Below are 14,572 nucleotides of genomic sequence, written 5' to 3' on the forward strand. Positions count from 1 at the left end.
TCTTAGATGAGTGGCTGCTGTTTTCATATGCTCCAATTTATTGTTCATTTTGTATGACTTCTACAGACCATCTAGATAAATCCATCTCTTCGGCCTTTATGAAGGAGGAAGGGAAGATAAATGTCCATGGTTTCGATGTATTCGCCTTCACAATGAAATCATCAAGAGTGAATGCTCCTTGAGCAATGATATTTTTTGAAGCATCTTTTACGGCTAATGGAATTTGATGAAGATGAATATTTTGCTCTGTTCCATTCCGGATTAAAAGAGTGACTGTTAGATTCTCTTCATTATGGGCAATTGAAATACCCATAAAATTGACTTCCCCTTTATTAGGTTCGCCAACTCTATCAATAATTGCCTGAAGTTTGCCCTTGTCACCCTCAGAAAGGCCAGTTTCCCAGCTTTCATGAAGATCTAGTGAATGTGGCTTTTTTAATTCGAATGCTAAAGTCCAGCCCTCTTCACTAAACTCTTGTTGTCTTAATGAGTGTAATGGGAAATGGAAGACCCAAGGCATGCTGCTTCTCTCCGGTATATTTCCCAATTTCCCCAAATCAAATACTTCTCTTGCAATGACATTTTGTTCCTTATCTAAAAGGAGTAGCGGTGTTTCATTAATCATGATCGGCTTCTGTAAGCTATTGCGAAGAAAGGCAGTAACCTCAATCCCATTTTCTGCTTTAGCTAAATCAACCCCTGCAATGGAAATTTGATTCGGCTGCAATGGAGGGAGTTCATTATGAAGAAATCGGAAAACATATTGCTGCTCCATTGGTAAATTCCAAGTTGGGTGAAAAGATAAAACGGTTTTAATCTCGGTTTCATTTGTCTCCTCTTTCACATTCATGAGTTCTTCAGAGGAAATTGTCGTATCATTGCCTGTTTTTTTTTGCTCTTTTTTTCGAAAAATTGAAAGCATTCGTCATAACTCCCTTTAGTACCGATTTCTTATATAGTTGGCTATCGCTAGTGAAATATCCTTTTCAATCTTTTCAAAGGTGATTGTAAAAAGCTCAAGTCCATCGTACTGATATAGTCTCATTGGGTCTTCCTGCTGGTAGGAACGTAAACCAATTCCTTCTTTCAATCGAGTCATTGCTTCAATATGCTGGATCCAATTGTAATCCAAAATAGAGGTCATAATTTCTTTGATTGCCTGTTTAAATGAATCATTTACTTGTGAATACTCATTTATTCTTGCAATATAATCTGTTAAAGGATTTTTCACCGCATCGTTCACTTCATCAATCCCCATAATTGGGTCAGGTAACTGAACGTCTTCGTTTACTAGCATCTCGTTAAACATTCTTATTAATTGTGCTCTATCCCAGTCTTCAGGTAAAATATTGCTTTGGCAAACTTGGTTGATCTCATTTTGGACGCTGCTTTCAATCGTTTTTACAAGCTGTTGCTCTGGATTTTCATGTTCAATTATTTTGTTTCTTAATTCATAGATGATATTCCGCTGTTCATTGATGACATCATCTAGCTTCAGATTGTATTCCCTCATTGAATAGTTTGCCCCTTCAACAATTCTCTGAATACGATCAACAAACTCATTAATATTTTTATTTGTAATTAAGCCATCTTCTGAAACAGTGAGGTTCTTATTAATCTTCTCGAGCTCCTCGCTAGCAAATCGACGGAACATATCGTCTTCAAGTGAAATGAAAAATTGAGAATGTCCAGGGTCTCCTTGTCGACCTGATCGACCCTTTAGCTGATTATCAATTCTTCGGCTTTCATGCTTCTCCGTTCCAATGACATATAAGCCGCCAAGTTCATTTACACCTTCACCAAGCAGAATATCTGTCCCACGGCCTGCCATGTTTGTTGCGATGGTAATATGCCCTTTTTGCCCAGATCTTGAGATGAGAAGTACTTCTTGTTCCACGCTTTTCGCATTAAGAATTTCGAATGTGAGTCCAGCCTCAGTAAGATACTTGGCCAGCTTCTCAGACTGAAGAATGGATGTTGTTCCAATTAGTATCGGCTGCCCTGTTTGGTGCAGCTTAACGACTTCTGCTGTGACGGCCGTATATTTATCATGGATCGTCTTGTATACACGGTCAGGAGCATCTACTCTAATTTTTGGACGGTTGGTAGGAATTTGAATAACCTGCATCCCGTAAACTTGCATGAATTCCTTTTCTTCTGTTTTGGCTGTACCTGTCATTCCTGATAGAGCTGGATACATTCTGAAATAATTTTGAATCGTAATGGAAGCCTGTGTTTTATTTTCATCTGTAATTTCTATGCCTTCTTTAGCTTCGATCGCCTGATGAAGTCCATCACTTAATGTTCTTCCTTCCATAATACGGCCAGTAAACATATCAACAAGCATGATTTTTCCATCTTGGATAATATAATCCACGTCTTTTTCAAATAGAACCTCTGCACGAACAGCTTGAAGGACATAATGGAAAAGGATTTGATGTTCTAAATCGTATAAATTATCAACTCCGAAGGATTGCTCTACCTTTGTCACACCATCGTCAGTCAAGCTAGTAGCTTTCGTTTCTTCATCAAGAAGATAGTCAACGTCTTTCTTAAATCGCTTAGCTACTCTTGCTGCAATCATCCGTAAATCTTGTCCAGATTGCATTTTTCCTGCAATTATAAGCGGAGTTTTTGCCTCATCAATTAATACACTATCCACTTCATCAATAATCGCAAAGTGATAAGGGCGTTGAACCTTTTCTTGAGGACTTCCTACCATATTATCGCGAAGATAGTCAAAGCCGAATTCTGTTCCCACTCCATAAGTAATATCAGCTGAGTAAGCTACTTTTTTCTCGGCTGGATTCATTAATGGCAGGTTTAATCCAACAGTTAATCCAAGAAATTCATGAACTTTTCCAATAATTTCTCTGTCGCGCTTGGCAAGGTAATCATTTACCGTAATGACATGAACTCCTTTGCCCTCGAGTGCCTGAAGATAGCTGGGAAGAGAAGCAACAAGGGTTTTCCCTTCGCCAGTCGCCATTTCAGCAATGCCGCCTTCAGTTAAAACTAATCCTCCAACTAATTGCACATCAAAATGACGCATGCCTAATACACGTTTCGCTGCTTCTCTTACTGTAGCGAATGCATCTGCTTTAATTTCATCTAATTTACTTCCAGATTGCAGCATTTCTTTAAATTCAGCTGTTTTTCCTTTTAACTGCTCATCAGTAAGATTGCTGTAATGATCTTCAAGTTTATTTATCTGTTCCACAATTTTATTATATTTTTTTAAACGGCGTTCATTTGAATCGCCAAATGCATTTTTTAGGTAAGTTAGCATAATAGATACTCCCTTTAGTATAAATCTTATTCATCCTTAACATTTTATCAAATCCGACAATGAATTACTATAAAGTTAAAAAACTAGCAATAATATGCAACCTTTTGAAGGATTTTCCGTCTTATCTATTGAAATTGGTCAAAATCCGATCAATTCTTACAAAATACTAAGCTTCCTATAAATTTCATTTCCTTATTCAAATGGAAATGATATAATCATATTCGATCGTCTACTTTAACCCAGTTATTAACTAGGCTTTGCTGAAATTAACATCTTAAAAATAATTAGAATTGGATAAGCTATTTCTGAGGAGGTTCATAAATGGTTTACGTAACCTTAGTCCTTTGCTTTATCGCTTCAATATTAATAACACCATTAGTCAAAAAGCTTGCTATAAAAATTGGTGCAACCGATAAACCCAATCAGCGTAAGGTACATCAGAAAATTATGCCACGTTTAGGTGGTTTAGCTATATTTATTAGCTTTATCCTAGGTGTCTTATTCTTAAGACCAACTGATGATTATTCTACTGTCATTATTATTGGCAGTTTTATTATAATTATCACTGGGATTTTGGATGATATGTTTGAATTGTCTGCGAAGATTAAACTTTTTGGCCAGCTTGCAGCAGCACTAACTGTCGTGCTTGGCGGAGTTCAGGCTGAATTTATTAATGTTCCCTTTATAGGTCAAGTTGAATTTGGATATTTAAGTATTCCATTGACAATTATTTGGATCGTCGGGATTACGAATGCGATCAATTTAATCGATGGACTTGATGGGTTAGCAGCAGGGGTGTCCTCGATTGCTTTAATCACCATTTCTGGTATGGCTTTATTGATGGGGGATGTGTATGTTGCGAGTATGGGTCTTATCGTGCTCGGCAGTACATTAGGATTCCTTGTTTATAATTTCCATCCTGCGAAGATTTTCATGGGGGATACGGGAGCCCTGTTCCTAGGATATATTATTTCTGTTCTGGCATTATCAGGATTTAAAAATGTTACCATTGTCTCTTTAATTATCCCTGTTATTATTTTGGGCGTTCCAATTTCAGATACACTCTTTGCCATTATTCGACGATTTGTAAACAAGCAGCCATTGTCTGCAGCAGATAAATCCCATTTACACCATTGTCTCCTTCGACTCGGCTATTCACATCGCCAAACAGTTCTTATCATTTATGGAATTGCAGCGATGTTTGGACTAGCAGCAGTTATTTTCTCTCAAGCAACGATGTGGGTTGCTTTGCTAGTGATCGCAATATTAATCATTGCCATCGAAATTTTTGCAGAGAAAATTGGACTAGTTGGCAAAGACTACAAACCGTTATTAAAAATGATTAGCCAAAGAAACCGATAATAATAAAAAAACAGCAACCGCTTTGGTTGCTGTTTTTTTGTCATTTACAAATATCCCCAGCACAAGGCGCCATCGGCTCGAGTCGATGGCGCCTTGTGTTTTTTTTATGCATAATATTTTCTAATTGTGTAATTCTAATACTGAATACGATATAAAAACAGGACAAATTGGAATCTGTTCACTGATTCCTTTGGACGGAATGTATTGTCTGGGAATCCTTCGGTAATTTGGTTAGCTAACAGCGCTGAAATCGATTCATAGCCGAAGCTACCAACTGGTACGTCAGTAAAAGTAATCTGCGCATTTCCACTAAGCTTGAAGGCTCTATGCAAGATGACGGCCATTTCAGCGCGTGTCAATGGAGCGGTTGGATCAAATACTTTTTCAGCTTTCCCGTTCATTACTTTTTTGCCTGCAATGGCTGCTACTTCTTTGTAATATTTATGCGTTTTTGGTACATCATTGAACTCAACATCTGGAACATTTGTGGTATCCAGCTTTAGTATTCTTGATAATAATAAAGCTGCATCCAATCTTGTTAAAGAGTTATTAGGTCTGAAGGTACCATCTGGAAATCCATTAATAATTTTGTTACTCGTTAGTGTACTAATCTCTTTGTAGTATTTATAAGAAGGGGGTACATCAGAAAATGTTGCTTTTTCTTCCATAACCTGAATCGGAAATTCAGAGCTAATGCCTTCATATGTTACTGTAATTGTACCTTTTCCTGCTTTTGATGCAGTAACTGTCTGGCCTTGTACCTCACCAATTGTTGAACTAATTTTTAACTTAGATAAATCCATTATGATTGGGGTGTAGAATTGATCCAATACATACTTTAGATTCACATTGATCTTTGTTCCTTTTTGTACTTCGCCGCTAGCAGATAGTGTGGCATTTATATATTTCGGCTTCCCAAGTGGGGAAGAGTTGATTACCTGCAAGGTTGTTGAAACGGCACGTTCATAACCATCAGAAGGGCGATTGATTAATGTTGCTAATTCGTTTCCATGCTTTCGGACAATCATAGAAGTAGAGCCTCCGCCGTCGAGATTGATAGCTTTGTCGACGCCGATTTTTGCTAAGTATTGGGCAAACTCCATAAGAGTCATCCCTTTGCTATATCCTGATTGTCTTCCATCAACAGTTACCATAAATGCCTTTGCCTGTGTTTTGTCAAGAGCAATGGCTGTACGAGGAGCTCTTTCCTTTGCACGAATATTATTCGGATCCATGTTCAGACTAACTGCCCCGTTGTTAACGAGCATAGGACCGCTAGCTAGCATAAATTGCGCATTTTTCCACTTCTCATCAATCGTAAGGTCTACTTGAACTTGATCTCCAATGTTCATACTGCTTAAAATGGCTTGCTTATCCCCATGTGCGGATAAGATAAATCCATCCTCTGGAATTGTGGAGGCAGTTGGATCACTAGATGACCGGATAGCACTTACTGTACCAGTGATTGTATCTCCGAATGCTAGATTCCTATTTTTAGAAGCGTTTGTAATAATAATTTCAGTTCCGTACTGGTTTGTTTTTGTAGTTGCGTATCGATTCTCTGGAGTATAAAGGATTAATTCATTAGCATTACGAGTTTTATTCATGCTTGTAATTGGATTGGATTGACCGTTATGGCTTAGCGTTAATGAGAGCTGATAATCATCAATTAACCCTTTCCCTGAACTAGTGATACCAAACGCTGCTGGTTTATTCACATAATGTTCTTTTTCGAACGTAGTTAATCCGATATTCACAATCTGATTATTAGAAGCAATTAAGTACATCGGGTCTTTCGTTGCCGTATCGAAGAATGATCCATTAACAGCGCCGATTACTTGATGCCCTTCATAATGATTTGCTTTTGCTTGCTTTGTGGTAGTGGCTAATACATGTAAAGGATCTGGGAAACTTAAAGCTAGATTTGTATAGGAATCTAGTAAATTAATTTCCAGAATATTTACCGCTTGTGGATTTGAATTGATAACCTCATTATTGTGCTTATAATTAACACCTGAGGAAATAGGATATTGCTCAGTTGTTGCTGCAAGGGTTGCTGCTTGTGGAATATTGAAAAGCAACAAAGCAATGACTAGTACAAATATGATGTGTTTTCTGTAAATCAATAGATTGCCTCCTCATGTTTATCTTTCGTCATTAATAGTTCTATCACACTACGAAAATATTGTCGAATGGAAAAAAGACTAGTTTTGTAGGGAAGGGTATAAAAGATTTAATAACAGCTGCTCATAATGAAGCTGGTAATACCTTTGTACATAAAGGCTTGTTCATGTAATCAAAACGGCAATTTATTTTTATACAGAAAAGGTTGTACAAGAATCTGGATAAAGTAAAAGCCTGTAGGGCACGCGTTCAGAAAGTGATCCAAAGGACGGATCAAAAATCTGCCCGCATACCCTACAGGCAATATTAATATTCTTTGGCTAGGTTATTGTTGGTTGTTGATTAAAAGCCATTGGTGTACACGCGAATGGGTTTTATTCGTATGAATAACTTAATGAGCGGGTATACCAATGGCGGTTTCATGCACCATAAATATCATTTAACAATCCTTACAAAAAAACCATCCAATTACTGGATGGCTTAATCGAAAGACTATCTTGCAAAAAAACCCTTTAGAATGTATTTCCAATCCTCTGTAAAGCTTTTCTTTAGACTCTTCTTAGAAAGATCTTCAATGATTAAAGGTGATGTGAAGGAAGAGCCAGATTGATAGTTAATATCTGCGGCATTTGGAACAAGATAATCTTCCTTATTGATTCCGGACACGATTTCTACTTTCCCGTTCGCTTTGATTCCTGTTTGAACGGCTGTTTTCTCGATGGTACCTGAAGGGGAAAGTATATAAATGAAATCTTCCTTTTTCTTTCTTTCTATACTTTTGGCAGGACCAACGGACGCATTCTGTGATTTCTTTAAGATAATATCAACATCAACATGTTTTCCAACTAAGAGGTCCTCGGCAGGATCATCCAACTGAACATGGAATGAATAGGTGGATTTTTGATCTTCACCGGATTCATTTTCTGGGATAGAGGAAACTTTTGAGATTGTTCCAGTCATTTTCTCTTGTTGAGAGGAGATAGCAACGGATACATTCATTCCCTCAGTGACTGTTTGCCTATCGTCTTCATGTAAAGAGCCCTTTATGGAAGGTACTTTTGAACTGATGGTCATAATAGGTTGGGATAAACTTTCTTGAACCTTTGAAACTACCCCAGTAAATGGGCTTTTCATGGTTAGGCCACTAATTTGATTTTCAAAAATTTGAACTTTCTCTTTTAATTTTGCGGCTTCAGAAAGCAGTAATTCGTGTTCAAGTTCCTTTTGATATATGTCTGATTGAATCGTATAGATGCTAAGTGGTTCAGGCTGATCCTCTTCTTGGCCTTTTTTTGCTTGAGTTAATAATCCTTCTAGTTGATCGATTGTACTTAGAATATGATCAGCTTTTTCTTCGAGCTCAGAAATCTCCGTTTCTAGCTGTGTTATTTGATTATTCGTATTGAATGTGGAGTACTCGAATAGTGGGGAGCCAGTATCGATTTCTTCCCCTTCTTTTACAAGAAACTGATTAAATGATCCCATTTCTTCATCGAAATAGATAGGATGTTCTTCCTCAGGTATTACGATTCCGGATTTAGATAACTTGTTTTGAATATCGCTCGTTTTCACCTTTTCCCATTTGCTTAGCCGTTCTATTTTTTCTAGTTTGCTGTCCTTTTTTACGATTAAAAATAGATTTCCTGCTACAAACAATATGGAAGTATATATGATTATTCTTCTTGGCCATTTTTTCATTTAGATCACCATCTTAAATGAGTTTTTCAATTCTTATGTAATAGAGAAGGGTAGAAATAATCAGAAGGAATACATTCAATCCTACAATGATCAGCAGCAGGAATTTCGGGCTTCTTTCTGTTAATTTGTTTAAATATGTATACTGTAAATAAATAATCCAAAAGTGAAAAATAGAAATGGACCCAAAGAGGATTATTAATAATGGGTTACTAGTAAAGTACTGAATAATAACACCAAATGAAAATGGTGATGAAAATCGATCAATTCCAATGGACAAGGCTAGGATTATGTAGAGACCCTTTTCAATTAATAGAACGAGCAGCACATACATTTGCACGGAAAGTAATTTCTGATAGGCAATATCCGTTACAGACCAGAAAAATAGAGCAGAAAAGAATAGAATAAATAAAGCAAAGAATAGGCCCCAGGTGGTTTCGCCTAATATAAACAATAGCTTTCTAGATTCAAAGTCACTGCTCGGGAGATGGATTAACTCGTTAGAAAATAATTCGTTGCCCAATCCGTAAAAGGCCCCTGTAAAGTGAAGAATACAACTAGAAAGGATTAAAAGACATACTCGAATCCATAGTCCAGGTAATGTTTCAGCTTGCCTAAGCTGATGTGAAATGTACGAAGGAAAGAAAATGCCTCTAAACAACCGAAATTGATGGTACATATGAATCCTCCAATAATTATTTTCTAGCAATTATGTTATATTTTACCTCATAACTCTCATTACTTGAAATGAAAACTCAATGAAACTAGTGAAATACCTACTAAATGCTTATGGAAAGGTTGTTTTTGCGAATATGGTTTCCTATTAATATGTAGTGGGTAGAGGTTGATTTGCGCTCCAGGCGGCAGCGACCCGCGGGGTGGGCGCTGAGCCTCCTCGTCGCTTACGCTCCTGCGGGGTCTCACCTGTCCCACTCCTCCCGCAGGACGTTGAATAGGCTTCTTGAATTGACACCGCACGAGGAAATGCGGATGCATTTTCGAGGAGTCTCACGCCTTCCACTCCAATCAACCAATCCTATTTGTAAGCAAAAATCATATACGCAATCTATGGGAAAAAACAATCTTTGAATAATTGCTGTTATCCATCGTAAAAAAATAAAACCCCCTATTTCAAGGGGTTTCGGTTCCTTCTTCTTCTTTATCATATCCAGTAACAACGGAGCGATCATTTGTACCGGAGACTTCTAGATGGGTCTTTAATGTCTGCTTAATTTCTTCAAGAGAGGCATCGTCTAATTCATAGTAATAAATCCCTTTAATATAGCTGTCTTGTCCACCAAGGGTTAATGACTCTATGCTCAAATTCGTTCCGGCAGTCGCGTAATCAATAAATGATTTCATATCTTTAAAAGATAAATCTGTTTTCATATTTTCGCCTACTGCTTCAATTATATCTGAGTACTTCGCAACAGATTTAATCGAGATCGCTTTGTTCAATATCGCCTTTAGGATTTCTTGTTGACGCTTCCCGCGTTCAATATCACTATCCAGTTTACGTGTACGAGCAAGGGCAAGGGCTTCTTCTCCATTTAGCTGCTGAAGGCCTTTTTCAAGACGGATGGCGTTTTTCTTGTCATGTGAATCCTGTTCGCTAAAGGAATAAGGAACCTCGACTTCTATCCCTCCCACTGCTTCAACAATATCAATGAAAGCATTAAAGTTCACATTCATATAATAATCAACAGGGATATCAAGTAATTCTTCAACAGTATCAATGGTTGAAGCGATACCACCTTTGCCGTATGCATGGTTAATTTTGTCTTTACGGTCTTTGTTCGGAATATATACATAAGAATCCCTTGGGATGCTTAGTAATTTAACGGATTTCTGGCTTTCGTTAAAAGTAGCCAACATTAAAGCATCTGTTCGTGAGCCGCTAGTGAATTGCCGTTTTGTACTGTCATCGATTCCGACAATAAGAACCGAAATATTATCAATATGTGGATTAACTTCCTTCTCCCGCTTCGGTGTTTCCCTAACAATTGGCTCATACGAATTATCCATAACTGAATGAGCTTTATTATAGAGAAAGGATCCGTACACAGCCGCTCCTGAAATAATGAGTAAGAATGGTACCATAACCCAAAGGAAAATTCTCCTTCGGCCTTTTTGCTTCTTTTGCTTTTTTTGTGCCTTGTAGCTTTGCCTAGAGTTAGACATCATATCTCTCCTTTGAAGTAGAACATTATAATATAGAAGGCCGAGGAAAAAAATACTGCTCTATACAGATTGTATTTCCTTTTTATAAAAAAATTTCTTAAATGAATTACTTCCCCACATCTTCTTCTAAATATAACTGTAAGCCTTCTGATATTTCCCCTTGTCCATTTGTTAATTCAACCATCCACTCGATAAATTGGGGAGTGGCTTCTTCCTCAACAAATGTTTCAATCTCAACCATGTCTAAATAATGAATTTCTTTAAGGGTATAAACGGAAGATCGAAGTTCGTTTTCGAGTTTCCCTAGCCATGTGTAGTCGACCTTTGTATGCATGACTCTCATTAGTTTTCTTTCAACCACACCAGCTTCATCAATTCCTTCGGAGGTTGCTTTGCCATAAGCACGAATGAGACCGCCGGCTCCAAGCTTAATTCCGCCAAAGTATCTAGTAATGACAACAACCGTGTCCTTCAGCTGTCTTTTTTTTAGTACTTCAAGAATAGGAATACCAGCAGTGCCGCTTGGTTCACCATCATCATTTGCCTTCTGGATCTGATCATTTTCACCGATAAGATAGGCTGAGCAATTATGAGTAGCATTCCAATTTTCTTTCTTAATTTTTTGGATAAATGCCTGTGCTTCATTTTCTGATTCTGCTCTTGAAACATATGCGATAAAACGCGATTTTTGAATGATAATTTCATGTTCTCCGTCAGCTTTTACAGTATAGTAACGGGGCAGCATATAACCGCTCCTTTCCAATCTGTGCGAATCTGAATGGGCCTTTTACAAAGAATAAAGAACAATTAAAAGATTCGCCTTTCTTCATTATAATTCGACAGGTTATGAAACATCAATTATAAGCTGATTGTAATCAAACTTTAATATGGAGGACATATCCGCATGGTATAATAGCAATATTCCGATAGTGAAAAGTGGCTTTTGTATATAATTTATAGTTTTTCACTGGATTACAGCGCCTAATCATGACAAATAATGTCCATACTATAGGATATAAGACTTAGTTCAGAAACACAATACTAAGCCTAATTACGGAATTTTGATCTTTTTCGTATATTTCCAAGTGGTGAGAGATAGTATATCAGGTCATTTCAAGCTAAAATAATGATAATTGAGGAAGAAATTAGTTTAACTGTAGGTCTATGATGGGTAGGGATAAAGTGGTGGCTTCCACTTTTCGATTTCATTGGAGGACTCTAATGAGTAAAAAGAAACTAGATACAAAAACACTTGATTTAATTTTAGAAAAAATGGTTGATACGGTAGGCATTAGCAAAAGTGAAATCTTTCGGATTGGCGAGCAATGCCGCAAGGATCATATGACATTGAGTGATGAACTTAAAGAAATGAAAGAGCTTGTTAAGAAAACAATTGAAGAAGGAGATAAGCTGGAGATTCAATCTCGATTTTCGAGGAAACGTCTTTCTGAGGTTAGTAAGCATTTCAAGGATTTCTCCGAAGAGGAAGTCCGTGATGCCTATGAAAAGGCTCATCAGCTGCAAATGGAATATTCTATTAATCAGCAGACAGAGAAACAGCTCAGGGACCGGCGTGATGAAATTGAGAGAAGGCTTATTGGCTTAAGTGAAACAATTGAGCGCGCGGAGCATCTAATTTCCCAAATTACGGTCGTGATGAATTATTTAACTAGCGATCTGAAGCAAGTGGGAGAAATGCTAGAGGATGCCAAGATGAAACAAGACTTCGGTTTGAAAATTATCGCCGCTCAAGAGGAAGAACGAAAGAGAGTATCCCGTGAAATTCATGATGGTCCAGCCCAAATGATGGCCAATGTGATGATGCGTTCGGACCTTATCGAGCGTGTATATCGAGAAAAGGGTGGCGGTGATGCCATCAAGGAAATCCGTGATCTCAAAAAAATGGTTCGAAGTGCACTATATGAGGTGAGGAGAATCATTTATGATTTGCGTCCGATGGCGCTTGATGACCTAGGCCTAGTCCCAACCCTCAAAAAGTACTTACAAACAACCGAAGAGTACCATAAGAAGATAAAAATAACATTTGCGAATTTAAAGGGGGAAAAAAGGCTTCCCGGGAATTACGAAGTGGCCTTATTCCGCCTCATACAAGAATCTGTTCAAAATGCAATTAAACATGCCAACCCAAGAGAAATACAAGTAAAGATGGAGATTGAAAAGGCTAAAGTTACTGTTGTCATTAAAGATGATGGAATAGGCTTTGACCTCTCTCAAAAGAAAAAGGATTCATTTGGTTTGATTGGCATGAGAGAAAGAGTAGAGCTTCTAGAAGGTCAGCTTTCCATTGATTCAAATATAGGAAAAGGAACAGTCATCCTTATTCAAATCCCAATAAATTTGTAATTTTCTATTTCTCAAAAAGACTAGTTGATTGGAGCGGAAGGTTGCGAGACTCCAGTGGGAGTAGTGGGACAGGTGAGACCCCACAGGCGCTTTTGCGCTGAGGAGGCTCACCGCCCACCCCACTGGTCGCTGCGTAACCTGGAGCGCAAATCAACCTCTACCAAACCATGTTTGCGAAAACAGCCTAAAAATAATATAAGAAAAGAGATAAATATATGAATAAATTAATGGAGAGAACGCAGGAGGGGAAGAAATTGACTACAAAGATTGTCATAATCGATGACCACCAATTATTTAGAGAAGGCGTAAAACGCATTTTAGATTTTGAAAAATCATTTGAAGTTGTGGCTGAAGGTGATGATGGAAGCGAAGCGGTTTCAATTGTTGGGGAGTACCAGCCAGATGTAATCATTATGGACATCAACATGCCGAATATAAATGGGGTGGAAGCTACACGCCAATTGATTGAAAAGTATCCTGATTCAAAGGTAATTATCCTATCTATACATGATGATGAGAATTATGTTTCTCATGCGCTGAAGACAGGTGCTTGCGGATATTTATTAAAGGAAATGGATGCTGATGCTTTAATCGAAGCGGTTAAAGTAGTGGCTGATGGCGGTTCATATTTGCATCCAAAGGTGACTCATAATCTCGTAAGTGAATACCGTCGATTAGCTCTTGAGGAATCAGGGCAAGGCAAATACATACCTCGCGTTGAAATTCGCCGTCCGCTTCATTTACTCACTCGCCGTGAATGTGAAGTGCTTCAGCTCCTTGCAGATGGCAAGAGCAACCGTGGGATCGGTGAAGCCATTTTCATTAGTGAAAAGACTGTTAAGAATCATGTGAGTAATATTCTTCAAAAGATGAACGTAAACGACCGTACTCAAGCAGTGGTTGTAGCCATCAAAAATGGCTGGGTAGAAGTAAAGTAGTAGGTATTGGTTGGCCTAATGAAGGATTATTGAAATAGACAGGAAGAGTTGTTGCATGATGCAATAGCTCTTTTTTTGTCCGCTTCGCGTGCTTAATGGACGATGCTGGTTTTTTCTATGCAATTCTAACAGTCAGAAATGTGTACCAATCGAATTTTGTCGAATGTGTAAAGATTATGACACATGCCAATAATCCCTTTACAAAATAGGGATTATTTTCAAAAATAGGTAATAAGAAATAGAAAGGGTGTGACTTAATGTCTAGTTTAGTCAGATTTCCGGATTCTTTATTAGTAGAAACGTACTATAAAGCTATTGCGATTGATCTTGAGCCAGGCTTTATCGACTTCTTATTAGTTGAAATCAATAGAAGAGGCTTAGAAATTTATGCAGAAAAACAATATAATTAATTTATTTTTACAATACTTTTAAGCTTCCTCTTTTAATGAGAACGCATTCATACAAGTAAAATATTTATTATTTGCACTGTATATACATGTTTTCTTCCACCCTATTTTATATTAATTAAAACCCCTTTTACACCCAAATTTAATGCATTTCCGTTCGCTTTCATATAAAATGGAAACTAGAAAATAGAATAAGGATGGTATCATAGAAT

General features: G+C 37.6%; 11 protein-coding genes and 1 pseudogene. 4 read left to right on the forward strand and 8 right to left on the reverse strand.

Going from position 1 to position 14,572, the window contains the following annotated elements; all coding sequences use genetic code 11:
* Positions 1–37 precede the first annotated feature (37 nt).
* Both ACFYKT_RS09010 and secA2 read right to left on the reverse strand, forming a co-directional pair.
* The gene (locus ACFYKT_RS09010) at positions 38–922 is read right to left on the reverse strand and encodes an accessory Sec system S-layer assembly protein (RefSeq protein ID WP_389218527.1); all 885 of its coding nucleotides are present in this window, start codon (positions 920–922) and stop codon (positions 38–40) included.
* Positions 923–937: 15 nt separating this feature from the next.
* Positions 938–3,289 carry an accessory Sec system translocase SecA2 gene (secA2, locus tag ACFYKT_RS09015; protein ID WP_389218530.1) on the reverse strand — a complete coding sequence of 784 codons (2,352 nt, stop codon included), beginning with the start codon at positions 3,287–3,289 and terminating at the stop codon, positions 938–940.
* Positions 3,290–3,610: 321 nt separating this feature from the next.
* On the opposite strand from secA2, the gene ACFYKT_RS09020 reads away from it, so the two are divergent.
* Entirely contained in the window at positions 3,611–4,651 is a 1,041-nt protein-coding gene (locus ACFYKT_RS09020) for a glycosyltransferase family 4 protein (protein WP_389218533.1), read from the forward strand.
* A 134-nt stretch (positions 4,652–4,785) separates the two neighbouring features.
* Here the strand turns inward: ACFYKT_RS09020 and ACFYKT_RS09025 are convergent, their stop codons facing one another.
* The 6 genes and pseudogenes from ACFYKT_RS09025 to ACFYKT_RS09050 form a co-directional block, all read right to left on the reverse strand.
* On the reverse strand, positions 4,786–6,777 hold the full coding sequence (locus tag ACFYKT_RS09025; RefSeq protein ID WP_389218536.1) for an S-layer homology domain-containing protein: 1,992 nt from the start codon (positions 6,775–6,777) through the stop codon (positions 4,786–4,788).
* A gap of 490 nt (positions 6,778–7,267) precedes the next feature.
* Entirely contained in the window at positions 7,268–8,473 is a 1,206-nt protein-coding gene (locus tag ACFYKT_RS09030) for an efflux RND transporter periplasmic adaptor subunit (protein WP_389218539.1), read from the reverse strand.
* Between the two features lie 13 nt (positions 8,474–8,486).
* Positions 8,487–9,149: a hypothetical protein gene (locus ACFYKT_RS09035; RefSeq protein ID WP_389218542.1), complete on the reverse strand. Its 663-nt coding sequence runs from the start codon at positions 9,147–9,149 to the stop codon at positions 8,487–8,489.
* 100 nt (positions 9,150–9,249) lie between these two features.
* Positions 9,250–9,437: pseudogene (locus ACFYKT_RS09040) on the reverse strand (hypothetical protein).
* Positions 9,438–9,601: 164 nt separating this feature from the next.
* Positions 9,602–10,651: an LCP family protein gene (locus tag ACFYKT_RS09045; RefSeq protein WP_389218545.1), complete on the reverse strand. Its 1,050-nt coding sequence runs from the start codon at positions 10,649–10,651 to the stop codon at positions 9,602–9,604.
* Positions 10,652–10,757: 106 nt separating this feature from the next.
* Positions 10,758–11,396, reverse strand: coding sequence for a YigZ family protein (locus tag ACFYKT_RS09050; protein WP_389218548.1), 639 nt, complete (start codon positions 11,394–11,396; stop codon positions 10,758–10,760).
* A 476-nt stretch (positions 11,397–11,872) separates the two neighbouring features.
* Here ACFYKT_RS09050 and ACFYKT_RS09055 point away from each other — a divergent pair, with 476 nt between their 5' ends.
* The 3 genes from ACFYKT_RS09055 to sda all read left to right on the forward strand — a co-directional run bounded on the left by ACFYKT_RS09055 (position 11,873) and on the right by sda (position 14,363).
* Positions 11,873–13,015, forward strand: a complete 1,143-nt coding sequence (locus ACFYKT_RS09055; RefSeq protein WP_389218551.1) for a sensor histidine kinase — start codon at positions 11,873–11,875, stop codon at positions 13,013–13,015.
* A 227-nt stretch (positions 13,016–13,242) separates the two neighbouring features.
* A complete protein-coding gene (locus tag ACFYKT_RS09060) occupies positions 13,243–13,953 on the forward strand; it encodes a response regulator (protein WP_389219175.1) in 711 nt (236 codons plus the stop codon).
* Between the two features lie 257 nt (positions 13,954–14,210).
* Positions 14,211–14,363 (forward strand): sporulation histidine kinase inhibitor Sda, encoded by a 153-nt coding sequence (gene sda, locus ACFYKT_RS09065; protein ID WP_389218553.1) that lies wholly within the window; start codon positions 14,211–14,213, stop codon positions 14,361–14,363.
* Positions 14,364–14,572: the final 209 nt, after the last annotated feature.

The sequence above is a fragment of the Cytobacillus mangrovibacter genome (genome assembly GCF_042865275.1).
Classification (GTDB): Bacteria; Bacillota; Bacilli; order Bacillales; family Cytobacillaceae; genus Cytobacillus; species Cytobacillus mangrovibacter.